Raw genomic sequence first — 19,804 nt, forward strand, 5'->3', positions numbered from 1 at the left:
TCTGATGGATCAACCAATTTATGAGCGAACTCAAACGGCAGGAGCAATCGGTGGATGAAGCCACTGTGCTGGAGTACCTGGCCCGTTATCCCGAGTTTTTCCAACGCCATGCCGCCGTGCTGGACAGGATCCGCATTCCCCATGAACGCAAAGGGTCGGTCTCGCTGGTCGAGCGCCAGCTGGAGCGTCAGCGCGAGCGGATCGAACAGCTGGAGCAGGAGATCACCGAATTGATGGGGATCGCCAGCGAGAACGAGCGGATCTTCCGGGTCTATGCCGATCTCTACGGCGAGCTGTACGGTTGCCAGACTTTGTTCGAGGTGAGTGCCGTGATGGGCAAGGCCTTTGTCCAGCGGCTGCGGCTGACCGGATTGCGGCTCTGGCTCAATCCCAAGAAGTTTGCCCTGAGCGGGCCCGAGCAGCGTTTTCTGGCGCAGGGCAAGCAGCTCGAATCCCTGCTGGGTCAGCGTCTGCCGGGGCAGGATTACTACTTTGGTCGCCTGAGCCAGAGCGAGAAGCAGGCGCTGTTTGGCCACGATGTGCTGGTCAACTCGGTGGCCCTGATGCGGCTCGGCGATCTCGGTGTGCTGGCCTTCGCCAGCTCGGATCCCGGCCACTTTACTCCCCACAATGACACCCTGCTGCTGGGCCAACTGGGGCGCCTGCTGCAACTGCGTCTGCCCGAGTTGACTCATGGCTAGAACACCGGCCAGGGCACCCGCCAAAGCTCCCGTCGTCGCACCGCCACTGCCTGCGGCACTGGCGGACGAGCTGGCGGCCTTTATCGAATACCTGAGGGTCGAGCGTCAGCTCAGCCCTCATACCCGCAATAACTATCAAGCCCATTTGGAGGCGATGACCGCCGAGCTGGTGACGCTGGGTCTCACTGACTGGGGGCGGCTCGAGGCGAGTCAGGTGCGCACTCTGGTGACCCGGATGCACAAGGGGGGCCTTGCTCCTCGTTCCCTTTCCACCAAGGTTTCTGCCCTGCGCAGCTTTTGCGACTGGCAGGTGCGGCAGGGGCGGCTGACCGCCAATCCGGCCCGTGGCATCGTCACCCCCAAACAGGGGCGGCCGCTGCCGAAAAACCTCGATGTGGACGAGATGCACCAGCTGCTCAACATCACCGACGAGCAGGATCCGCTTGCGGTGCGGGATCGCGCCATCATGGAGCTGATGTACTCCTCAGGGCTGCGTCTGGCCGAACTGGTGGGGATCAATCTGGTGGATCTGAAGCTCGACGACCGCCAGCTTAAGGTGACCGGCAAGGGCTCACGGGAGCGGGTGCTGCCCATCGGCCGGATGGCGGTCGAGTGGCTGCAGAAGTGGCTCAAGGTGCGCCCGCTGCTGGCCGGGGACGAGAGCGAGGCGCTGTTTGTCTCCAGCCGCAAGCAGCGGCTGTCGGCCCGCTCGGTGCAGGCCCGCCTTGATGGCTGGGGCAACAAGCAGGCGCTCAACGCCCACGTCCATCCCCACAAGCTGCGCCACAGCTTCGCCACCCATATGCTGGAGTCCTCCGGCGATCTGCGGGCGGTGCAGGAGCTGCTGGGACATGCCGACCTCTCCACCACCCAGATCTATACCCACCTCGACTTCCAGCATCTGGCCAAGGTTTACGACAGCGCCCACCCCAGGGCCAAGCGTGACCCGGATGCGCAGGACGATGAATAACGGGCCCTGAGCCCCGTTGCAGAGGAGAGTCCATGCACTTCTATCGCCACTGGCAGCCGGTTGCTGCCATCTCGTTTGATCTCGATGACACCCTCTATGACAACGGCCCCGCCATCGTGCGGGCCGAGCAGTGGATGCTGAGCCATCTGCGCAGCGAATATCTGGCCACCGCCATGCTCGACAAGCCGCGCTGGCTGGAGCTAAAACGCGCTGTGCTGATGGCCAAGCCCGAACTGCGCCACGATGTCAGCCTGGCGCGCCAGCAGACCATCCGCGCCGCCATGGTCGAGGGGGGGATGGCCGACCAGCAGGCCAGCCGTGAGGCGGAGCAGGTCTTTGCTGCGTTTCTGGCAGAGCGCTCGAAGATCGAGGTGAGCGAGTCCACTCATCAGCTGCTGGCCAGACTGGCCGAACGCTACCCGCTGGTGGTGATCACCAACGGTAATCTGGATCTGGTTCAGGCTAGGCTGGATTGCTACTTCACGCTGGTCTGCAAGGCGGGGGCGGGCGCCAGAATGAAACCGGCGCCGGATATGTTTGAGCAGACCCGCAGTGCCCTCAAGCTGCCAGCAGAGCGGATCCTCCATGTGGGGGATCATCCCGAGACCGATGTGCTGGGGGCCCGTTTGCACGGCTTTCGCGCCGCCTGGCTCAACGAACGGCAGCAACCGTGGCAACAGCTGCAACTGTTGCCGGACGTGGAGCTGACGGCTCTGGAGGATCTGGCCGAGCTGCTGCTCTGATGGCGCTGGCGGGTGGCCCGGCTCAGGCGGTAATGGCTGTCATCGAATAGCGATATATGGCAAGGGGTTACGCCCGCTATTTGCGACAAACCAGCCCGAGCAGGGTGTAGCGGTCGCGCTGGTTGACGCGGCAGTAACTGATGCCGACGGGCAGCGCCTGCTGCAGGGTGATGGCGCTGTTCTGATAGCGGCAGACCAGATAGAGCGGGCGCAGGCTGCTATCGAGCTGGCTCCAGTAGTGGATCTCGTCGCTGTCGCCATTATCCGGTTTGAGTTGGGCCAGCTCGGCAGGCTCTCCGTCGAACAGGGCCAGATTATCGAGCCGGTGACTGAGGGTTTCGTCCGGTTTGCCATCGTCATTGCGGGTGAACGCCTGCCAGCCCTGCTGCGGGGTCAGCAGCTGCTGGCGAGTCTCGATGGTGGCGGGACAATCAAATTGCAGGCTGGCGGCAAGGGCCAGGGTGGTCAGTAACATGGCTGCTGTTCTCTCTTCACGTCCTCAATACGATGCCATGCTACGTTATCTGCCACCGAACAGCTTCATCAGTTTATCAAGCAGATCAAGCTGTTGTGGTGGTTGCTTCATGGCTTCCGCCTCCCGCTCCAGCAGCGCCCGCTGCTCCTGCTGGCGGTCGCTCAGCACCCGGTAGAGGGGCTCGACCAGCGACTCGCGCTGCATCACCAACTCCTGAAACATTGCCTGATTGATGCGATAGGTTTCGACGGTGGCCACCGCCCGTACCGTGAAGGAGCTGGGCTCGCCGGTGAGCAGGCTCAGTTCGCCAAAAAAGTCTCCCGCGTTGAGCGTACCAAGCTTCAGCTCCCGCCCCTCGACATTGACCACCATCTCGGCTTCCCCTTTGACCAGCACGAACAGCCAGCTGGAGACATCCCCCTGCTCCAGCATGATGTCGCCGCTGACGAAGGGGGCGAACTTCACCTGATCGGCCAGCTGGAGCAGCTCGTTCTCCTGCAACATGGCAAACAGCGGCAGCTTGCGCAGGGTATCGGTTCGTTCGGCGGTGTGGCGCTTGTGGCGGGCATCCAGATGCTGCTTCTCCTTGGCCATAAAGACGTTGAAGATCGGCGGGGTGAGGCGGCGATCGTTGCGACGCAGGGCGGCATCGATAAGGCTGCGCACCATGGAGTCGGTCGGATCGTCGCGAGCCAGATCGGTCAGCCAGTAGCGCACCGCATAGCGGGCAATCCCTCCTTCGACGTTCATCAGCAGGCAGTCCGGTTGCGGATGCTTGGCGACGCAGGGGAGCTTGGTCTCCCGCAGGGATTTCTCGATCAGCGCGATGATCTGGGTCGGCAGGGTATCCAGGGTCAGATCGAACCAGACCCAGCGCCGCCACTGCAAGGGTTCGCCACGGCGGCGCCCGAGCACGGTGAAGCGCTGTTTGAGCAGGTGGCTGTTGGGGATGACGACTGTCTCCCAGTTGCGGGTCTCGATGGTGGTGGCACGCCAGTTGATCTCCACCACCCGGCCCTGGGTGGTGTCGACTTGCAGCCAGTCACCGATGGCGATGGAGTTGTCGAGCTGAATGGAGACCCCAGCCAGCAGGTTGCCAAGGGTGTCCTGCATGGCGAAGGCGATAACCGCGGTGATGACCGCCGAGGTGGTGACTATCTCCCCGAGCGCCATGCCGGAGGCGTAGAGGCGAAACAGACCCCAGCCGATATAGCCGATGGTGATGACTATATCGGCGATGATCCGCGGGATCCGCACATGGCAGAGGGGGAGCAGAAACTCGAACAGCAGGATCCCCCATATCTTGACCAGTATCAGGCCGGCCAAGAGGGTGGAGATCTCGAGCAGCAATTGATGGGGCAGCGGCAGTTTGAACCAGCCCCCTTCCAGCTGGATCAGCAGGATCACCACCGCGCTAATCATCACGAAACTGAGCTCGGAGAGCAGCTCCCGTCGCTGTCCCGGACGGCGCCAGAAGTGGATCAGCATCAGGGAGAGGGTGAGCAGGGTCCAGAACGGGTGTTCGCCAATCCAGATCAGCGTCGGTAGCGCGGTGAGGTTTTCGCCAGCCATAGCAGCACCTTATTGTGGTTTTATTTCCAGCATAGCTGCTGCGGCGCGGGGAAATGGTGCGTTGGGGCGGCAATTTATTTATCCTGTGCAGAACCGGGCAAAGGAGTGCGATTGAGTGAAATTTTCAAAGAAAATCATCTGTTTGATGGCCCTGCTGCCATTGGCTGGCTGCGACCTGCTGGCCGAGAAGTATCGGGTCGAATTCCGGGATGGCTCCTGGCGTGAAATAGCCATTACCCCCTTCTCCAGCGAGGCGCGCTGGCGTGAGGGGTGTGCCACCGGCGAGGTGCTGAGTGATATGAAGGTGCCCATCAAGCGGGGTGACACGGTCAATGGCCGCGAGCAGTTGCTGATTGGCGGCGAGAAGTTCGAGCTGGATGACAACAACCTCTACCGCAGCAACGGCATGGTGTTTGGCCATTCGCCTGACCATATCCAGCGCGGGCTCAAGGGGATGGATATTTGCCGCACCTTGCGCCCCGAGCGGGGCGGACTGCCCAAGCTCAAGGCGCGCGGGTTTGGCGACTGAATCGATGAGGGATTAACTCGTTGCCATCAATGCACAGCGCTGGCGGCAGGCATCGCCAAAGGCTTGAAAGATCTTGATGGAGTGGGGGTTTTCATTGGCTTTCCACTCCGGATGCCACTGCACTGCCAGCAAAAAGGGTGACAGTGCGGGAGCATGAAGTGCCTCTATCAGCCCATCTTCGGCGTGGGCCAACGGCTCCAGACCCTTCCCCAACCGGTTAATGCCCTGTCCATGCAGGGAGTTGACCGGAATCTGTTCTTCCCCCATCAGTTCGGCAAACCAGCTGCCCGGCAGCAGTTTGATCTGATGGCTCGGCCCATACTGCTCGTCGACCGGATCGTCGGCATCCTCCCGGTGATCGTCATAACCCGGCTCGTTATAGACCTTCTGATGAATGTCTCCCCCCAGCGCCACGTTGATCTCCTGCATGCCGCGGCAGATCCCGAGGATCGGCAAGCCACGGGCGAGCGCCCCCTTGATGAGGGGCAGATCGAACAGGTCGCGATCCCTGTCTTGCTGTTTTTCTGGCGTGAGGTTCTTCTGGCCGTAAAGGGCCGGATCGATGTTGGAACCGGCACCGCTCAGATAGATCCCATCGGCGAGATCCAGATACTGCTCCAGATCGGCGGTGCCGCAGCAGGTGGGTACCAGCAGCGGGACGCAGCCGCTTATCTCCACCAGCGGCATGATGTATTTGTGGGTCATCACCTGATAGGCGTGGCCGTTGCGGGGCTGGGCGCCCATGGTCATCAATACGACGGGTTTACGGTTGGGAGGGAGTGAAGGCGTCGGCATAGGGCACCTGAGTTATCCTTGGCGTTGAATTCGCATCCTGCGCCTTGGGCAGACCCTTGCACATAAACCGGACAAGGGCATGCCTCAAAGCATGGTCAAGGGATCCCGTGTCGGCCCGGGGGCAGAATCGTCGGTCAGCCTCGGCAACGACAGCCTGGATCCTGCTTCCAGTCTGCCAAGGCTGTTCAATATGTCAAACAAAATGATGCAAAAATGTTAATAGTTGTGGCTTGCATCTTCGCCAAACAGCCTGTTTGTGGCCATTTCAAGCCATCGCTTTGCATAAAACGGCTGCTTTGTGGTGGATATATTAAACGAGGTGGGTGTTGTGATGCGGGCGGGAGTGGCGGGGCGTGCATAAAAAAACGCCTCCGCAAGGGGAGGCGTGTTTCGGGGATCACAGCAGGTCTTCGATCTCGCCGCGCAGATACTGGTACATCTCGCGGTAGGCGACCGGCGGCTTGTTCAGCTCCCGCTCCTTGTTGGCGGAGCGGATCAGCTGGCGCAGCTTCTGGCGATCCAGCTCGTGGAACTGGGACATCAGCTCGTTGAGGGCGCTGTCACCTTCGGTGATCAGGCGCTCGCGCCACTGCTCCAGCCGATGCAGACGGGCATTCACGGTGGAGTGACGGTTCTTGATGATGGAGAGCGCTTCGGCAATCGGCTCGATATCGCGGCTGCGCATCAGGCGGCCGATGAACTGCAGATGGCGACGGAAGGACTCATCCTTCTTCGGCTTGAGTTTGCGACCCAGCTCGACAGCTTCTGCAAGTTCTTCATCCAACGGGATTTTTTCCAGCTCGCTGTGGCTGAGGGAGACGATCTCCTCCCCCATTTTCTGCAATGCTTCGGCATCGCGCTTGAGCTGGCTCTTGCTGGGGCCCCAGTCTTCGAACTCGTTGTCGTCTTGATATTGACTCATCGGTCTCTTGATTCCTGTCATTCACGTTTGGCGGATATGTTACCAGCTTCTCCCGCTGGGCGCAGGGGTCTGATATGCTTACCCCCCTTTCCTTCTTTCATACAGATGTGAGTTATGGATCAGCAAGACCAAATCCGCCAGGATCAAGCCCATCTCGAGGCCGTGGTTGCCGAAGCCCTGGAGATAGCCAAAGGACTGGGCGCCTCGCTGGCCGAAGTCTCCATCAGCAAGCAGACCGGGTTGTCGGTGAACACCCGGGGTTGTGAACTGGAAAGCATTGAATTCAATAAGGATGGCGCCCTCGGCATCGCCGTCTATCGCGATGGTTGCAAGGGATCTTCCTCGACCACCGATCTGAGCAAACCCGCCATTCGTGCCGCCGTTGAAGCGGCTATCGAGATTGCTCGCCACACCTCGGCCGATGATTGCGCCGGTCTGGCGGACGCCGAGCTGCTGGCCTGGGATGCCCCCGACCTGCAACTGTGTCACCAAATCGAGCTGGATCCCCAGCGCGGCATCGAGCTGGCCATCGAGTGCGAGCGACTCGCTCTGGGCCGCGATGCCCGCATCAAGCACTCCGACGGCGCCGGTTTCTCCAGCCATCTTGGCATCAAGGTCTATGGCAACAGCCACGGCTTCGTCAAAGGTTATGCGGCGTCGCGCAACTCCCTGAGCTGCGTGCTGATAGGCGAGCAGGATGGCGACATGCAGCGGGATTACGGCTACTCCTCCAGCCGTACCCTCGACGGGCTCTGGAGCCCGCAGCGCATTGCCGACGAAGCCGTTGAGCGTACTGTCTCCCGCCTCGGCGCCCGCAAGATCTCTACCCGTCACGCGCCTGTGCTGTTCCACCCAGACACTGTCTCTGGCCTGTGGGGCCACCTGGTGATGGCCATCAGCGGCGGCAACCTCTATCGCAAGTCGAGCTTCCTGCTCGACAAGTTGGGCAAGCAGATCCTGCCCGAGTGGCTCACCATTCAGGAGTTCCCCCACCTGCTGGGCGGGCTCGCCAGTACCCCATTCGATGGGGAAGGGGTGCGTACCCGCGACATGGATATCATCCGTAACGGCGAGCTGATGAGCTGGCTGCTTACCTCCTACTCTGCCCGCAAGCTCGGGCTGACTACTACGGGTCATGCTGGTGGCATCCACAACTGGCAGGTTTCCAATACCGGCCAGGATTTTCAGGGCATGCTGAAAGAGATGGGCACCGGTCTGCTGGTGACCGAGCTGATGGGGCAGGGGGTCAATATCGTCAATGGCGACTACTCCCGCGGCGCTGCCGGTTTCTGGGTCGAGAATGGCGAAATAGCCTATCCGGTCGAGGAGATCACCATCGCCGGCAATCTGGCCGATATGTTCAGCCATATCGTGGCGGTAGGTCGTGACGAGGATGAGCGCTCCAGTCTCAAGACCGGCTCGGTGCTGGTAGAGAATATGAAGCTGGCGGGCCACTGATCCCGATTTCAACAGAACCGAAACCATGAAAAAGGCCCCCTCGCCAACGCGAGGGGGCCTTTTTATCGGCTAGAGATCAGTGGGCTATCAGCCCTTGATGCGCTCGATGCGGCCACCCAGACCCTGCAGCTTCTGCTCGATATCTTCGTAGCCACGGTCGATGTGATAGATACGGTCGACGATGGTGGAGCCTTCGGCCACGAAGCCGGCCAGCACCAGACTGGCGGAGGCGCGCAGATCGGTCGCCATCACCTGGGCACCCTTGAGTTGCTCGGTGTCACGGCAGATAGCCACATTGCCCTGCAGTTCGATGTCTGCACCCATACGTACCAGTTCGGGAACGTGCATGAAGCGGTTCTCGAAGATGGTCTCGGTGACCATGCCGGTGCCTTTGGCGACGGCGTTCAGCACAGTGAACTGTGCCTGCATGTCGGTCGGGAAGGCCGGGTAGGGGGCAGTCTTGATGGTGACCGGCTTGAGGGTGCGGCCAGTCATGTCGAGGGTGATCCAGTCTTCACCCTTCTCAATCAGGGCGCCAGCCTCTTCCAGCTTGACCAGTACCGCTTCCAGCAGGGTCGGGTCGGTCTTGCGGCAGGTGATCTTGCCGCCGGTGACCGCTGCGCCCACCAGGAAGGTACCGGTTTCGATGCGGTCAGGCTGCACGCTGTAGTTGCCGCCGTGCAGACGCTCGACACCGTCGATGGTCAGGGTGTCGGTGCCCGCGCCCTGGATCTTGGCACCTAGGGTATTGAGGAAGTTGGCCAGATCGACCACTTCCGGCTCGCGCGCGGCGTTTTCGATCACGGTGCGGCCATCAGCCAGGGTGGCGGCCATCATCAGGTTTTCGGTACCGGTCACTGAGACCATATCCATCAGGATGTGGGCGCCTTTCAGGCGGCCATCGACACGAGCCTTGATGTAGCCATCTTCGATGGTGATCTTGGCGCCCATCAGCTCCAGGCCGTGGACGTGCAGGTTGACCGGACGGGCACCGATGGCGCAGCCGCCGGGCAGGGAGACGTCAGCCGCGCCGAAACGGGCAGCCAGCGGGCCCAACGCCAGAATGGAGGCGCGCATGGTTTTCACCAGCTCGTAGGGAGCGACATGGTTGTTCACCGCACCGGTCAGCACGGTGACGTTGCCGTTGACCTTGGTGGTGGCGCCCAGCATCTCCAGCAGCTTGATGGTGGTACCCACATCTTTCAGGCGCGGCACGTTGGAGAGGTGTACCTCTTCATCACAGAGCAGGGTCGCGAACAGGATCGGCAGCGCGGCGTTTTTGGCGCCGGAGATGGTCACTTCGCCGTTGAGAGTACAACGACCATCGATTTTGAATTTGTCCATTTTTACTTCGTTACCAAATCAGGAGGGCAATAGGAATTTACGTTCGCGTTTCCACTCGGCGTCGGTGAACGCCTTGATGGAGAGGGCGTGAATGGCGTTGCTGGCGATCTTGTCCATCAGCGGGGCATAGATGGCCTGCTGCTTCTTGACCCGGCTCATGCCGTCAAACATGTCACCGACGGCGATCACTTGGTAGTGACTACCGTCCCCTTTGACATGGACTTCGGACAATGGCAGAGCCTCAAGGAGTATCGCTTCAATTTCAGAGACTTGCATTATGCGTCCTCAGTTGTGAGCGGGGTTGACTGAAACAGCCCGGCCACCCCGTAGAGGTTGGCCAGGGTATAGAAATCACTGGAGGCGCCCACCAGTTGCGGTGTGGCGCCTCGCGCTAATACGGCTTTGGCCCATTTGACCAGCAGGGCCAGTCCGGCGGAGTCGAGGGTGGTGACGCCGCCGAGCTCGAGCTGGTCGTCCTGCCACCATTCGGCGCGGCGTTGCCACAGGTCATTGACCTGTGGCGCCTGCAGCTCACCGCTGAGGGTCATGGTTTGAGTACCAGCGGCTTGGCGTTGTGTTCGCGCAACTGGGCGATCACTGCATCGATGCCATTCTGGCGAATGAGGCCGCCCAGCTCGCTCTGCTTGGCGGAAAGCAGGCTGATCCCCTCTGCCACCATGTCGAAGGCTTTCCATTCGCCGGTCTTGTTGTTTTTGCGCAGCTTGAACTCGAGGAAGATGTCCGGCTTGCCGGCCTCTTTCACGCTGACGTTGACGGCGGTGATGTTGCCGCTGGGGGCTTTGCCCGGCTCGACCTTGACGGTCTGCTTGTCAAAATGGGCCAGCGCATCTGCGTAGGAGCTCACCATGTACTCGGTGAACACCTCGACGAAGGCATTGCGCTGCGCTTCGGTGGTCTCTTTAATCTGGTTGCCAAGCACCTTGTAGGCGGCGAAGCGGTTGTCCACATAGGGCAACAGCTCTTCGCGGATGATCACCCGCAGGTGATCCGGATTGCTTTTCACCTGGGCCTGATCGGCTTTCAGGCGGGCAAAGGTCTGCTTGGCAGCCTGATCCACCAGCGCGTTGGGGTCGGTGGCATCGACTGCGGCCTGGGCAGACAGGGAAAAGAGCATGCTGGTCATCAGACCCAGCAGCAGGGCGATTTTCTTGAACATGGTTACTCCTTCTTGCTGTCTGATTTGCTGTCGGAGGATTGGCTGTAGAGGAACTTGCCAATCAGATCTTCCAGCACGATGGCGGATTTGGTGTCTTCTATAAGGTCGCCATCCTTGAGCATCTCGGTGCCCATCTCCTCATCGCTGAAGCCGGGGGCCAGACCGATGTATTGCTCGCCGAGCAGACCGGAGGTGAGGATGGAGAGGGAACTGGTATCGGCGAACTCGCCAGCGCTCTTTTGCATCATCAGGGTCACTTCGGGCACCTGTGTTTTCGGGTCGAGCACGATGTCGCTGACCCGACCAACCACCACGCCGCCAACCTTGACCGGCGAACGGACTTTCAGGCCGCCGATATTATCGAAATGCGCGCGCAGGGTATAGGTTTCTCCTTCCGGTTTGAAGCTCAAACCGGCCACTTGCAGGGCCAGTGCCAGAATGGCACCGATGCCAGCCAGCATGAAGGTGCCGACCAGGAATTCTACTTTGCTGAACTTCATCTTTACCTTATCCAAACATGACTGCAGTGAGTATAAAATCCAGGCCGAGCACGGCGAGGGATGAGTGGACCACAGTTCGGGTCGTGGCCTGACTGATCCCGGCCGAGGTCGGCTTGGCATCATAGCCGTTAAAGAGCGCAATCCAGGTGACCACCAGGGCGAAAATCAGGCTCTTGATGGCGCCCTGCATGATGTCTTCATGCCAGTCGACGGAGGCCTGCATGGCAGACCAGAAGCCCCCTTCGTCCACGCCGAGCCAGTCCACGCCGACCAGCTTGCCGCCGAAGATGCCGATCAGGCTGAACATAAAGGCCAGCAGCGGCATGCTGATGACGCCAGCCCAGAAGCGGGGGGCAACCACCCGGCGCAGCGGGTCGACCGCCATCATCTCTAGGCTTGAAAGTTGCTCGGTGGCCTTCATCAGGCCGATTTCAGCGGTCAGGGCCGAACCGGCACGGCCGGCAAACAGCAGCGCCGTGACCACAGGACCCAGCTCCCGCAGCAGGGAGAGGGAGACCAGCGGTCCCAGGCTCTGCTCGGCGCCGAAATCCTTCAATACGTTGTAACCCTGCAGCGAGAGCACCATGCCGATGAACAGGCCGGAGACCAGAATGATGGCCACCGACTGCACACCCACCACATAGAGCTGCTGGACAAGCAGCGGGAAGTGCTTGCGCGGCTCGGGTTTGCCCGCCAGCGCATGGAACAACATGATGGTGGCGCGACCGACGGAGCTGATAAACCGCACCCCGACCCGCCCCAGCTTGCTTATTTGACTTATCAACATCAGAGATCCTGTAGCAGATCGCCTGCCGGAAAATGAAACGGAACAGGACCATCGGGCAATCCTTTGAGGAACTGCTCGACTTCGGGATTGTGCTCCTCGCGCAGCTGATCCGGCGTGCCGTGCGCCACCACCTTGCGATTGGCAATGATGTAGGCGTAATCGGCGATGCTCAGCACCTCTTTCACGTCGTGGGTGACGATGACGGAGGTGATACCAAGGGCATCGTTCAGCTCCTTGATCAGCTTGACCAGCACCGCCATGGTGATGGGATCCTGCCCGACAAACGGCTCGTCATACATGATGAGGTCGGGGTCAAGGGCGATGGCACGTGCCAGCGCCGCCCGGCGCGCCATGCCGCCCGAGAGCTCGGAGGGCATCAGTTTTGCAGCGCCGCGCAAGCCCACCGCCTGCAGTTTCATCATGACGATGGTGTGGATCAGCTCCTCCGGCAGGCCGGAGTGCTCTCGCAGCGGGAAGGCCACGTTGTCGTAGACCGTCATGCCGGTAAACAGGGCGCCGCTCTGGAACAGCATGCTCATCCGCTTGCGCACTTCATAGAGGCGTGAACGGGAGAGGGTGGGGATATCTTCCCCGTCAAACAGAATGTGACCGGACTCCGGCTTGAGCTGGCCACCGATCAGCCGCAGCAGGGTGGTTTTACCGATGCCGCTCGGGCCCATGACGGCGGTCACCTTGCCACGAGGAATGGTCAGGTTGATCCCGTCATACAACAGCCGATCTCCGTGACTGAAGGTCAGATCGGAGATGGTGATCAGGTCATTGTTCAAACAATTGTCCATCCGGTGTAAATGAGGTGCGAATTTTATGGGGTAGTCTAGGTCTAAGCAACAGCAAGGAACAACTATTGAACAGGCTGCAAGCCCATTTGCACGACAGTTTTCTGTAACAAAGTGCGTCATTGAGAGCGGGATTTGCCATCCGATTCGCTTATCCGGGCAGACTTTTTTATAATCCCGCAGCTAATTTCGGCCCGGAGCTGTGTCTTTATGTCTGTAAAGCCTGAGAAAGTGTCTGAACTGTTCGATTTTCGTCGCAGTGCCCGCGCGGTGCTGGACACAGAAAAGCAAGCCATTGATGGACTCTATCAGTATCTGAATGACGCCTTCGACAAGGCGTGCGAAATGGTGCTGCGCTGCGGTGGCAAGATAGTGGTCACCGGCATGGGCAAATCGGGCCATATCGGCAGCAAGATCGCCGCCACCCTCGCCAGCACCGGCACACCGGCCTTCTTCCTTCACCCGGGAGAAGCGAGTCACGGCGATCTGGGGATGATATCCAGTGGCGACCTTATCATCGCTATCTCCAACTCCGGCGAGAGCGACGAAATCCTGGCTCTGCTGCCGGTACTCAAGCGCCGCGGCATTCCGCTCATCTGCATGACCGGTAATCCGTCCTCCACCATGGCCAAAGAGGCCAACGTGCATCTGTGCATCAAGGTGGAGAAAGAGGCCTGCCCGCTGGGTCTGGCACCCACTTCCAGTACCACGGCAACCCTGGTGATGGGCGATGCCCTGGCGGTCGCCCTGCTGGAAGCGCGCGGTTTTACCGCCGATGACTTCGCCCTCTCTCACCCGGGCGGTTCCCTTGGCAAGCGTCTGTTGCTGCGGGTTGGCGACCTGATGCACAGTGGCGAGCTGTTGCCCCGGGTGGGGATCGATGCCACCATCAGCCAGGCGCTGCTGGAAGTGAGCCGCAAGGGGCTCGGTATGACGGCAGTGGTCGATGGCAATGGCCTGCTGGCCGGGCTATTTACCGATGGCGACCTGCGCCGCATTCTCGACCAGCAGATCGATATCCATCACACCCCCATCAGCCGCGTAATGACGGCCAACTGTGTTACCGTAGGTCCAGAGATGATGGCTGCGGAAGCCGTCAAGCTGATGGAAACGAGAAAAATCAACGGATTACTGGTCGTGGATGGTGACAAGCGCCCGCTCGGTGCCTTCAACATGCACGACCTGCTGAAAGCCGGAGTAATTTGATGCAAAACGTACCGACCCTCTATGGTCCGGTGACGCGCAGCCAGTTCGACAAGGCGGCGCAAATCCGCCTGCTGGTGTGCGATGTGGACGGGGTGCTCTCCAACGGCCTCATCTACATGGGAAACAACGGCGAAGAGCTGAAAACCTTCTGCACCCGTGATGGTGCGGGCATGCGAGCACTGCTCAATGCCGGGATCGAGATCGCCATCATCACAGGGCGCAACTCCCGAATCGTCAGTGATCGGATGAAAAGCCTGGGGGTGGCTCATGTGGTGCAGGGGGCTGATAAAAAGCTGCCTCACTTCGAAGCGCTGCTGGCCAAGCTGGGGCTGAGCCCGGAACAGGCTGCCTATATGGGCGATGACACCATCGATCTGCCGGTGATGGCCGCCTGCGGCCTGGGTATCGCGGTGGCCGATGCCCATCCGCTGGTGCTGAGTCGTGCCGATATGGTGACCCGGCTTGGCGGTGGCATGGGCGCGGTGCGCGAGGTGTGTGACCTCATTTTGCAGGCGCAGGGCCACGACGATTATCAGCCCGAGGCCTCGGTATGAGCAGACAGACCCTGTTGTTTGCCCTGCTGTTTCTGGTCGCGCTGGTTGCCTGGCAGTTGGGCAAGGTTGAGCTGGTGCCGGAGAGCGCCGTCAAAATCGAAAACTATCAGCCGGATTTTGTCGCCAAAGATCTGGTGACCACCCGTTTTGATATCAACGGCAAGCGCACCGAGCGGCTGGAGTCGACCTACGCCGAGTATTATCAAATCCTCGAGCAGGCCACCTTCGACAAGCCGGTGGTCTACATATATGACGATCAGGGTGCCGCCGAGTGGAAGGTGACCGCCGAAACCGGCGTGCTCAACACCGGCGACAACGTCATCCTGCGGGACAAGGTGCATCTGGATGGTCTGCTGCCCACCTCTTTCATCTCCACACTGGATACCCCCTATCTGGAGCTGGATCTGGTGACACAGGATGTGCGCAGCAACCGAGAAGTGAACATTCTGGGTCGGGATTTCCAGACCCAAGGGGTTGGCCTCAAGGGCCATCTGGACCGCAAATATTTTGAGTTACTGGATCAAGGCCATGCCATCTATTTCAATGAAAAACGCTAATCTGGCCCTCGCAGCCCTGTTGTTGTGTAGTGCGGTGACCGCCAAAGAGTCCGACTTTGCCGAGAAGGTCTACGTCGATGCAGTCAAACAGGTGGCCGAGATGCAGGACAACCGCATCACCTTCGAAGAGGATGTGACCATCAATCAGGGCACCATCCGGATCAAGGCTGACAAGGTGGTAGTGACCCGCTCCGGCGAGAAAGGGGCCGAGGTGATGACTGCCTACGGCAAACCCGCCACCTTCTTCCAGATCCTGGATAACGGTAAGCCGGTCAATGCCCACGGCAACACTATCCGCTACGAGCTGAAGAACCGGCTGGTGACCATCACCGGCAACGGTCAGCTCAAGCAGGAAGATAGCCAGGTCAATGGCGATCTGATCCGCTACGACATCGTCAAACAGAAGATGATCGCCGAGAGCAAGAGCCCGAGCCAGCGGGTCAAAACCGTATTCCTGCCTGATCAGGTAGAGAATTTCGACAAGCCCGCCGACCAGAAGAAGCAGGGAAAATAAGCCATGGCAGTGTTAAAAGCAGTGGGCCTGCAGAAGAGCTACAAGCGCCGCATGGTGGTGAGTGACGTCAGCCTTGAAGTGGGCACCGGCCAGATTGTCGGCCTGCTCGGCCCCAACGGGGCGGGCAAGACCACCTCCTTCTACATGATCGTGGGGCTGGTGCAGCGCGATGCCGGTCTCATCACCATCGACGATCAGGACATCAGCCTGCAGCCCATGCATGTGCGGGCGCGTAACGGCATCGGTTACCTGCCGCAGGAGGCCTCCATCTTCCGTCGCCTGTCGGTGTTCGACAACCTGATGGGAGTGATGCAGACCCGCAAGGGGTTGAGTCGCGAGGAGCGTGAGGACAAGGTTCAGCAACTGCTGGAAGAGTTCAACATCACCCACATTCGCGACAACCTGGGTCAGAGCCTCTCCGGCGGTGAGCGTCGTCGGGTCGAGATCGCCCGTGCACTGGCGGCCGAGCCGCGTTTTATTCTGCTGGATGAACCCTTTGCAGGGGTTGACCCGATTTCTGTGATAGACATCAAGAAGATCATTCAGCATCTGAAAGATAGAGGCCTTGGCGTCTTGATTACCGACCACAACGTCAGAGAGACTCTGGACGTATGTGAGAAGGCCTATATCGTCAGCCACGGCAAGATGATTGCCGAAGGTGCACCGGCTGACATCCTTGCCGATGAGCAGGTCAAGCGCGTCTATTTGGGCGATCAATTCAGTCTATAGTAAGGGGGCATGCCTTCATTTCCTTTGACGAGTGCCTCGCTGAACATAAGGATATCCCGACGTAGATGAAGCCGACATTACAGTTGCGTCTCGGTCAGTCCCTGACCATGACGCCGCAATTACAACAAGCGATTCGTCTGCTCCAGCTCTCCACTCTGGAACTTCAGCAGGAAATTCAGCAAGCGCTCGAAAACAACCCTCTGCTGGAGCAGGAAGAGAGCGAGGCGCAAGAGACCAGTCCGGAAGCGCCGGTCGATGCCAGCCAGCTGGATTCCAGCGATGCCATGGCCCAGGAGCAGATGCCGGACGAGTTGCCGGTGGATACCACCTGGGACGAGGTTTACTCTGCCGGCACCGCCCAGAGCGCGGGCCCCATCCACGATGGGGAAGATAGCGTCTATCAGGGTGAAACCACCGAAAACCTGCAGGATTATCTGCTGTGGCAGATGCGGCTCACACCGTTTAGCGATGTGGATGCCGCCATCGCGCTCGCCATCATCGATGCCATCGACGAATCCGGTTATCTGACCGTTGCGCTGGAGGATATCCAGGCTGCCGTCACCAGCGATGACGTAGAGGTAGAACTCGATGAGGTCGAGGCGGTACTCAAGCGGGTTCAGCACTTCGATCCGGTCGGCATTGCTGCCCGTTCTGTGCAGGAGTGTTTGCTGATCCAGCTGGACCAGTATGACCCTCAGACCCCCTGGCTCAACGAGGCCAAAGAGGTGATCCTCGAGCACATGGAGCTGCTCGGCAACCGGGATTACCGCACCCTCGCCCGCAAGACAAAACTCAAGGAGAGCGACCTCAAGGAGGTGCTGGATCTGATCCAGCTGCTGGAGCCGCGTCCCGGCAACGGCATCATCCAGAGCGACTCCCAGTACGTGATCCCCGACGTCTCCGTGGTCAAGAAGGGCAGCAAGTGGGTGGTCGAGCTCAATCCCGACTCCGCCCCCCGCATCCGGGTCAACGAGACCTATGCCGCCATGGCCCGCAACGCCCGCAGCAGTACCGACACCCAGTTTATCCGCTCCCATTTACAGGAAGCCAAGTGGTTCATCAAGAGCCTGGAAAGTCGCAATGACACCCTGCTGAAAGTGGCCAGTTGCATTGTCGAGCAGCAACAGGGCTTTTTCGAGTATGGTGAAGAGGCGATGAAGCCCATGGTGCTCAATGACATCGCCGAAGCGGTGGAGATGCATGAGTCGACCATCTCCCGGGTGACGACCCAGAAGTACATGCATACCCCCCGTGGTATCTTCGAATTGAAGTTTTTTTTCTCCAGCCATGTGAACACCGAAGGAGGAGGAGAGTGCTCATCGACCGCAATTCGCGCGCTCATCAAGAAGCTGGTCACGGCAGAGAATCCTGCCAAGCCGTTAAGTGATAGCAAGATCGCGGATTTGCTGGCCGAACAGGGTATTATGGTGGCGAGACGCACGATCGCTAAGTATCGCGAATCCTTGTTTATCCCACCTTCCAATCAGCGCAAACGCCTGGTTTAGGCAAACAAAAGGATGATGTTATGCAAATTAACCTGACCGGACACCATGTCGAGATCACCGAAGCTCTGCGTGATTATGTGAATAACAAATTTGCCAAACTCGAGCGTCACTTCGACCACATCAACAATGTTCATGTGGTGCTTAGCGTGGAAAAACTGAACCAGATAGCGGAAGCCAAATTGCACGTCAGCGGTGGCGAAGTGTTTGCCAACTCTGAACATGCCGATATGTATGCTGCGATAGACACCTTGCTCGACAAGCTGGACAGGCAGATCATCAAGCACAAAGATAAGTTAAATAAAAAATAACCATGCAACTTGAACACATACTGAGTCGGGACTGCACCAAGAGTGCAGTCCCTTGTACCAGCAAGAAACGCGCCCTCGAAATCATCAGCGAGCTGGCCGCCGAACGCCTTGGCACCTCCCGTCAGGCGCTGTTTGAATGCTTGCTGGCCCGCGAAAAAATGGGTAGTACCGGGATCGGTGCCGGTATTGCGATCCCCCACGGTCGCATTGACGATGAGTTCCCGCCAACCGCGATCCTGATGACCTTTGCCGACCCTATTCCTTTCGACTCCATCGACAATCAACCGGTTGACCTGCTGTTTGCCTTGCTGGTGCCGGAAAGCGAGTGCAAGCAGCATCTCAAGACCCTTTCTCTGATGGCTTCCAAGCTGGGTGACAAGGCGGTTTGCCGCCAGTTGCGTCAGGCAACCAGCGACGAAGAGCTCTATCAGATCATGACCTCGGCCTGACAGCAGGCCAAGGATGAGACACCCGTTTTGGCGTGAGGGAACAAGATGCAGTTAATCGTGGTAAGTGGACGTTCGGGCTCCGGTAAAACGGTAGCCCTGCGCGTGCTGGAAGATCTGGGTTACTACTGTGTGGACAACCTGCCGGTCAATCTGTTGCCCCAGCTGATTGTCTCGGTGGAGAGCCAGTATGACAAGCTGGCGGTCAGCATCGACGTGCGCAACCTGCCGAGCGATCCGGAGAAACTGGAAAATCTGCTGGCACAGGTGCGCAATGAGGGGCGGGTAGAGTTCTCCAGCTTCTTCTTCGACGCCGACAACGGCACCCTGCTCAAGCGCTATGGCGAGAGCCGCCGTTTGCACCCCCTCTCACGCAACAAGCTGTCGCTGGATGAGGCGATTCGGGAGGAGACCCACCTGCTGGCGCCTATCTCCTCGACCGCTGACCTGCGTATCGACACCACCACCCTCAGCATTCACGACCTGAGCGAGCTCATCAAAACCCGGGTACTCGGCAAGAAAGAGAACGAGCTGGTGCTGGTGTTCGAGTCGTTCGGCTTCAAGTACGGCATTCCCAAGGATGCCGACTTCGTGTTCGATGCCCGCTTCCTGCCTAACCCGCACTGGATCCCCGAGCTCAAGCCCTTCACCGGCAAGGATGAGCCGGTCGCCAACTACCTCTCGGCGCAGGCTGACGTGATGCTGTTTACCCAGCAGATCGAAAACATGCTGGCGACCTGGTTGCCCCATCTTGAGCGCAACAATCGCAGCTACCTCACGGTCGGCATCGGTTGCACCGGCGGTCAGCACCGCTCGGTGTTTATTGCAGAACGACTGGCCAGTGCATTCCGTTTGCTCGGCAAGAACGTGCAGATCCGCCACCGCACTCTCGACAAGAGTGCGCCCCAATCTTGACGGACCACAATAGGACGACCCGATGACTGTTTCCGCCTCGGTTGAAGTGAAAAACAAGCTGGGTATTCATGCCAGACCGGCCATGATGCTGTTTGAGCTGGTGCAGGGGTTCGATGCCCACGTGCTGCTGCGCAATGAAGATGGCGTGGAGGCCGACGCTGATAGCATCATCGGCCTGCTGATGCTGGATTCCGCGCAAGGGCGGCAGGTGGAAGTACAGGTTGAGGGCCCCGAAGAGGTCGAGGCCCTGGCCGCCGTGGTGGAGCTGTTCACTTCCGGCTTCAACGAGGAGTAGTCACT

General features: G+C 59.5%; 26 protein-coding genes. 15 read left to right on the forward strand and 11 right to left on the reverse strand.

Features of this window, described 5'->3' with window-relative positions; translation table 11 throughout:
- The first annotated feature begins 20 nt into the window (after positions 1 to 20).
- From ACTG1P_RS14995 to ACTG1P_RS15005, 3 genes are read left to right on the forward strand one after another with little or no spacing between them, the layout of a single operon-like run.
- Positions 21 to 701, forward strand: a complete 681-nt coding sequence (locus ACTG1P_RS14995) for a DUF484 family protein (protein ID WP_005336370.1) — start codon at positions 21 to 23, stop codon at positions 699 to 701.
- The gene (gene xerC, locus ACTG1P_RS15000; RefSeq protein ID WP_100646917.1) at positions 694 to 1,671 is read left to right on the forward strand and encodes a tyrosine recombinase XerC; all 978 of its coding nucleotides are present in this window, start codon (positions 694 to 696) and stop codon (positions 1,669 to 1,671) included. Before ACTG1P_RS14995 ends, xerC begins: the two co-directional genes overlap by 8 nt.
- 32 nt (positions 1,672 to 1,703) lie before the next feature.
- The gene (locus ACTG1P_RS15005) at positions 1,704 to 2,414 is read left to right on the forward strand and encodes an HAD-IA family hydrolase (protein WP_440001612.1); all 711 of its coding nucleotides are present in this window, start codon (positions 1,704 to 1,706) and stop codon (positions 2,412 to 2,414) included.
- Positions 2,415 to 2,490: 76 nt separating this feature from the next.
- Here the strand turns inward: ACTG1P_RS15005 and ACTG1P_RS15010 are convergent, their stop codons facing one another.
- Together ACTG1P_RS15010 and ACTG1P_RS15015 are read right to left on the reverse strand one after the other, a co-directional pair.
- Positions 2,491 to 2,889 (reverse strand): STY0301 family protein, encoded by a 399-nt coding sequence (locus tag ACTG1P_RS15010; protein WP_440001613.1) that lies wholly within the window; start codon positions 2,887 to 2,889, stop codon positions 2,491 to 2,493.
- 45 nt (positions 2,890 to 2,934) lie between these two features.
- Positions 2,935 to 4,461 (reverse strand): cyclic nucleotide-binding domain-containing protein, encoded by a 1,527-nt coding sequence (locus ACTG1P_RS15015; RefSeq protein ID WP_440001614.1) that lies wholly within the window; start codon positions 4,459 to 4,461, stop codon positions 2,935 to 2,937.
- Between the two features lie 145 nt (positions 4,462 to 4,606).
- Between ACTG1P_RS15015 and ACTG1P_RS15020 the strand changes: the two genes are divergently transcribed.
- Positions 4,607 to 4,990, forward strand: a complete 384-nt coding sequence (locus tag ACTG1P_RS15020; RefSeq protein ID WP_040069030.1) for a hypothetical protein — start codon at positions 4,607 to 4,609, stop codon at positions 4,988 to 4,990.
- Positions 4,991 to 5,002: 12 nt separating this feature from the next.
- Here ACTG1P_RS15020 and ACTG1P_RS15025 read toward each other — a convergent pair whose 3' ends face one another.
- Both ACTG1P_RS15025 and yjgA read right to left on the reverse strand, forming a co-directional pair.
- Entirely contained in the window at positions 5,003 to 5,785 is a 783-nt protein-coding gene (locus ACTG1P_RS15025; protein ID WP_440001615.1) for a gamma-glutamyl-gamma-aminobutyrate hydrolase family protein, read from the reverse strand.
- A gap of 397 nt (positions 5,786 to 6,182) precedes the next feature.
- The gene (gene yjgA, locus ACTG1P_RS15030; protein ID WP_005336359.1) at positions 6,183 to 6,707 is read right to left on the reverse strand and encodes a ribosome biogenesis factor YjgA; all 525 of its coding nucleotides are present in this window, start codon (positions 6,705 to 6,707) and stop codon (positions 6,183 to 6,185) included.
- Positions 6,708 to 6,821: 114 nt separating this feature from the next.
- On the opposite strand from yjgA, the gene pmbA reads away from it, so the two are divergent.
- Positions 6,822 to 8,165, forward strand: coding sequence for a metalloprotease PmbA (pmbA, locus tag ACTG1P_RS15035; protein ID WP_440001616.1), 1,344 nt, complete (start codon positions 6,822 to 6,824; stop codon positions 8,163 to 8,165).
- Between the two features lie 87 nt (positions 8,166 to 8,252).
- Here pmbA and murA read toward each other — a convergent pair whose 3' ends face one another.
- Genes murA through mlaF form a run of 7 tightly spaced genes read right to left on the reverse strand, consistent with a single transcriptional unit; the run spans position 8,253 to position 12,773 of the window.
- Positions 8,253 to 9,509 (reverse strand): UDP-N-acetylglucosamine 1-carboxyvinyltransferase, encoded by a 1,257-nt coding sequence (gene murA / locus ACTG1P_RS15040; protein ID WP_005336355.1) that lies wholly within the window; start codon positions 9,507 to 9,509, stop codon positions 8,253 to 8,255.
- An 18-nt stretch (positions 9,510 to 9,527) separates the two neighbouring features.
- On the reverse strand, positions 9,528 to 9,785 hold the full coding sequence (gene ibaG, locus ACTG1P_RS15045) for a BolA family iron metabolism protein IbaG (RefSeq protein WP_005306001.1): 258 nt from the start codon (positions 9,783 to 9,785) through the stop codon (positions 9,528 to 9,530).
- Entirely contained in the window at positions 9,785 to 10,057 is a 273-nt protein-coding gene (locus ACTG1P_RS15050; protein WP_005336352.1) for an STAS domain-containing protein, read from the reverse strand. Before ACTG1P_RS15050 ends, ibaG begins: the two co-directional genes overlap by 1 nt.
- Complete coding sequence (locus tag ACTG1P_RS15055; protein WP_005336350.1) at positions 10,054 to 10,686, reverse strand: MlaC/ttg2D family ABC transporter substrate-binding protein; 633 nt, start codon at positions 10,684 to 10,686, stop codon at positions 10,054 to 10,056. Before ACTG1P_RS15055 ends, ACTG1P_RS15050 begins: the two co-directional genes overlap by 4 nt.
- A 2-nt stretch (positions 10,687 to 10,688) precedes the next feature.
- The gene (mlaD, locus tag ACTG1P_RS15060) at positions 10,689 to 11,186 is read right to left on the reverse strand and encodes an outer membrane lipid asymmetry maintenance protein MlaD (RefSeq protein ID WP_005336348.1); all 498 of its coding nucleotides are present in this window, start codon (positions 11,184 to 11,186) and stop codon (positions 10,689 to 10,691) included.
- 7 nt (positions 11,187 to 11,193) lie between these two features.
- Positions 11,194 to 11,973 carry a lipid asymmetry maintenance ABC transporter permease subunit MlaE gene (gene mlaE / locus ACTG1P_RS15065; RefSeq protein ID WP_005336345.1) on the reverse strand — a complete coding sequence of 260 codons (780 nt, stop codon included), beginning with the start codon at positions 11,971 to 11,973 and terminating at the stop codon, positions 11,194 to 11,196.
- Positions 11,973 to 12,773, reverse strand: coding sequence for a phospholipid ABC transporter ATP-binding protein MlaF (gene mlaF / locus ACTG1P_RS15070; protein WP_005336343.1), 801 nt, complete (start codon positions 12,771 to 12,773; stop codon positions 11,973 to 11,975). Before mlaF ends, mlaE begins: the two co-directional genes overlap by 1 nt.
- Positions 12,774 to 12,980: 207 nt before the next feature.
- Here mlaF and ACTG1P_RS15075 point away from each other — a divergent pair, with 207 nt between their 5' ends.
- The 10 genes from ACTG1P_RS15075 to npr all read left to right on the forward strand — a co-directional run bounded on the left by ACTG1P_RS15075 (position 12,981) and on the right by npr (position 19,799).
- Positions 12,981 to 13,976: a KpsF/GutQ family sugar-phosphate isomerase gene (locus ACTG1P_RS15075; RefSeq protein WP_440001617.1), complete on the forward strand. Its 996-nt coding sequence runs from the start codon at positions 12,981 to 12,983 to the stop codon at positions 13,974 to 13,976.
- Positions 13,976 to 14,530 (forward strand): 3-deoxy-manno-octulosonate-8-phosphatase KdsC, encoded by a 555-nt coding sequence (kdsC, locus tag ACTG1P_RS15080; protein ID WP_108542371.1) that lies wholly within the window; start codon positions 13,976 to 13,978, stop codon positions 14,528 to 14,530. The genes ACTG1P_RS15075 and kdsC overlap by 1 nt, the downstream gene beginning before the upstream one ends.
- On the forward strand, positions 14,527 to 15,087 hold the full coding sequence (lptC, locus tag ACTG1P_RS15085) for an LPS export ABC transporter periplasmic protein LptC (protein ID WP_440001618.1): 561 nt from the start codon (positions 14,527 to 14,529) through the stop codon (positions 15,085 to 15,087). The genes kdsC and lptC overlap by 4 nt, the downstream gene beginning before the upstream one ends.
- Positions 15,074 to 15,601, forward strand: a complete 528-nt coding sequence (gene lptA, locus ACTG1P_RS15090) for a lipopolysaccharide transport periplasmic protein LptA (protein WP_257696213.1) — start codon at positions 15,074 to 15,076, stop codon at positions 15,599 to 15,601. Before lptC ends, lptA begins: the two co-directional genes overlap by 14 nt.
- Before the next feature lie 3 nt (positions 15,602 to 15,604).
- Complete coding sequence (gene lptB, locus ACTG1P_RS15095; protein ID WP_005336333.1) at positions 15,605 to 16,330, forward strand: LPS export ABC transporter ATP-binding protein; 726 nt, start codon at positions 15,605 to 15,607, stop codon at positions 16,328 to 16,330.
- 65 nt (positions 16,331 to 16,395) lie between these two features.
- A complete protein-coding gene (locus ACTG1P_RS15100; protein WP_005336331.1) occupies positions 16,396 to 17,835 on the forward strand; it encodes an RNA polymerase factor sigma-54 in 1,440 nt (479 codons plus the stop codon).
- Between the two features lie 20 nt (positions 17,836 to 17,855).
- Complete coding sequence (hpf, locus tag ACTG1P_RS15105) at positions 17,856 to 18,143, forward strand: ribosome hibernation promoting factor (protein ID WP_005336323.1); 288 nt, start codon at positions 17,856 to 17,858, stop codon at positions 18,141 to 18,143.
- Positions 18,144 to 18,145: 2 nt separating this feature from the next.
- Positions 18,146 to 18,592 (forward strand): PTS IIA-like nitrogen regulatory protein PtsN, encoded by a 447-nt coding sequence (gene ptsN / locus ACTG1P_RS15110; RefSeq protein ID WP_005336322.1) that lies wholly within the window; start codon positions 18,146 to 18,148, stop codon positions 18,590 to 18,592.
- A 45-nt stretch (positions 18,593 to 18,637) separates the two neighbouring features.
- The gene (gene rapZ, locus ACTG1P_RS15115) at positions 18,638 to 19,504 is read left to right on the forward strand and encodes an RNase adapter RapZ (protein WP_005336320.1); all 867 of its coding nucleotides are present in this window, start codon (positions 18,638 to 18,640) and stop codon (positions 19,502 to 19,504) included.
- Positions 19,505 to 19,526: 22 nt separating this feature from the next.
- On the forward strand, positions 19,527 to 19,799 hold the full coding sequence (gene npr, locus ACTG1P_RS15120) for a PTS phosphocarrier protein NPr (RefSeq protein ID WP_005336318.1): 273 nt from the start codon (positions 19,527 to 19,529) through the stop codon (positions 19,797 to 19,799).
- Positions 19,800 to 19,804: the final 5 nt, after the last annotated feature.

It is taken from the genome of Aeromonas sp. 11P, assembly GCF_051920165.1.
Lineage (GTDB): Bacteria > Pseudomonadota > Gammaproteobacteria > Enterobacterales > Aeromonadaceae > Aeromonas > Aeromonas veronii.

Bases quoted from the DNA above. Each gene is read 5' to 3' on its own strand.
- ACTG1P_RS14995 (WP_005336370.1), top strand. From the start codon at position 21: ATGAGCGAACTCAAACGGCAGGAGCAATCGGTGGATGAAGCCACTGTG.
- xerC (WP_100646917.1), top strand. From the start codon at position 694: ATGGCTAGAACACCGGCCAGGGCACCCGCCAAAGCTCCCGTCGTCGCA.
- ACTG1P_RS15005 (WP_440001612.1), top strand. From the start codon at position 1,704: ATGCACTTCTATCGCCACTGGCAGCCGGTTGCTGCCATCTCGTTTGAT.
- ACTG1P_RS15010 (WP_440001613.1), bottom strand. From the start codon at position 2,889: ATGTTACTGACCACCCTGGCCCTTGCCGCCAGCCTGCAATTTGATTGT.
- ACTG1P_RS15015 (WP_440001614.1), bottom strand. From the start codon at position 4,461: ATGGCTGGCGAAAACCTCACCGCGCTACCGACGCTGATCTGGATTGGC.
- ACTG1P_RS15020 (WP_040069030.1), top strand. From the start codon at position 4,607: ATGGCCCTGCTGCCATTGGCTGGCTGCGACCTGCTGGCCGAGAAGTAT.
- ACTG1P_RS15025 (WP_440001615.1), bottom strand. From the start codon at position 5,785: ATGCCGACGCCTTCACTCCCTCCCAACCGTAAACCCGTCGTATTGATG.
- yjgA (WP_005336359.1), bottom strand. From the start codon at position 6,707: ATGAGTCAATATCAAGACGACAACGAGTTCGAAGACTGGGGCCCCAGC.
- pmbA (WP_440001616.1), top strand. From the start codon at position 6,822: ATGGATCAGCAAGACCAAATCCGCCAGGATCAAGCCCATCTCGAGGCC.
- murA (WP_005336355.1), bottom strand. From the start codon at position 9,509: ATGGACAAATTCAAAATCGATGGTCGTTGTACTCTCAACGGCGAAGTG.
- ibaG (WP_005306001.1), bottom strand. From the start codon at position 9,785: ATGCAAGTCTCTGAAATTGAAGCGATACTCCTTGAGGCTCTGCCATTG.
- ACTG1P_RS15050 (WP_005336352.1), bottom strand. From the start codon at position 10,057: ATGACCCTCAGCGGTGAGCTGCAGGCGCCACAGGTCAATGACCTGTGG.
- ACTG1P_RS15055 (WP_005336350.1), bottom strand. From the start codon at position 10,686: ATGTTCAAGAAAATCGCCCTGCTGCTGGGTCTGATGACCAGCATGCTC.
- mlaD (WP_005336348.1), bottom strand. From the start codon at position 11,186: ATGAAGTTCAGCAAAGTAGAATTCCTGGTCGGCACCTTCATGCTGGCT.
- mlaE (WP_005336345.1), bottom strand. From the start codon at position 11,973: ATGTTGATAAGTCAAATAAGCAAGCTGGGGCGGGTCGGGGTGCGGTTT.
- mlaF (WP_005336343.1), bottom strand. From the start codon at position 12,773: ATGGACAATTGTTTGAACAATGACCTGATCACCATCTCCGATCTGACC.
- ACTG1P_RS15075 (WP_440001617.1), top strand. From the start codon at position 12,981: ATGTCTGTAAAGCCTGAGAAAGTGTCTGAACTGTTCGATTTTCGTCGC.
- kdsC (WP_108542371.1), top strand. From the start codon at position 13,976: ATGCAAAACGTACCGACCCTCTATGGTCCGGTGACGCGCAGCCAGTTC.
- lptC (WP_440001618.1), top strand. From the start codon at position 14,527: ATGAGCAGACAGACCCTGTTGTTTGCCCTGCTGTTTCTGGTCGCGCTG.
- lptA (WP_257696213.1), top strand. From the start codon at position 15,074: ATGAAAAACGCTAATCTGGCCCTCGCAGCCCTGTTGTTGTGTAGTGCG.
- lptB (WP_005336333.1), top strand. From the start codon at position 15,605: ATGGCAGTGTTAAAAGCAGTGGGCCTGCAGAAGAGCTACAAGCGCCGC.
- ACTG1P_RS15100 (WP_005336331.1), top strand. From the start codon at position 16,396: ATGAAGCCGACATTACAGTTGCGTCTCGGTCAGTCCCTGACCATGACG.
- hpf (WP_005336323.1), top strand. From the start codon at position 17,856: ATGCAAATTAACCTGACCGGACACCATGTCGAGATCACCGAAGCTCTG.
- ptsN (WP_005336322.1), top strand. From the start codon at position 18,146: ATGCAACTTGAACACATACTGAGTCGGGACTGCACCAAGAGTGCAGTC.
- rapZ (WP_005336320.1), top strand. From the start codon at position 18,638: ATGCAGTTAATCGTGGTAAGTGGACGTTCGGGCTCCGGTAAAACGGTA.
- npr (WP_005336318.1), top strand. From the start codon at position 19,527: ATGACTGTTTCCGCCTCGGTTGAAGTGAAAAACAAGCTGGGTATTCAT.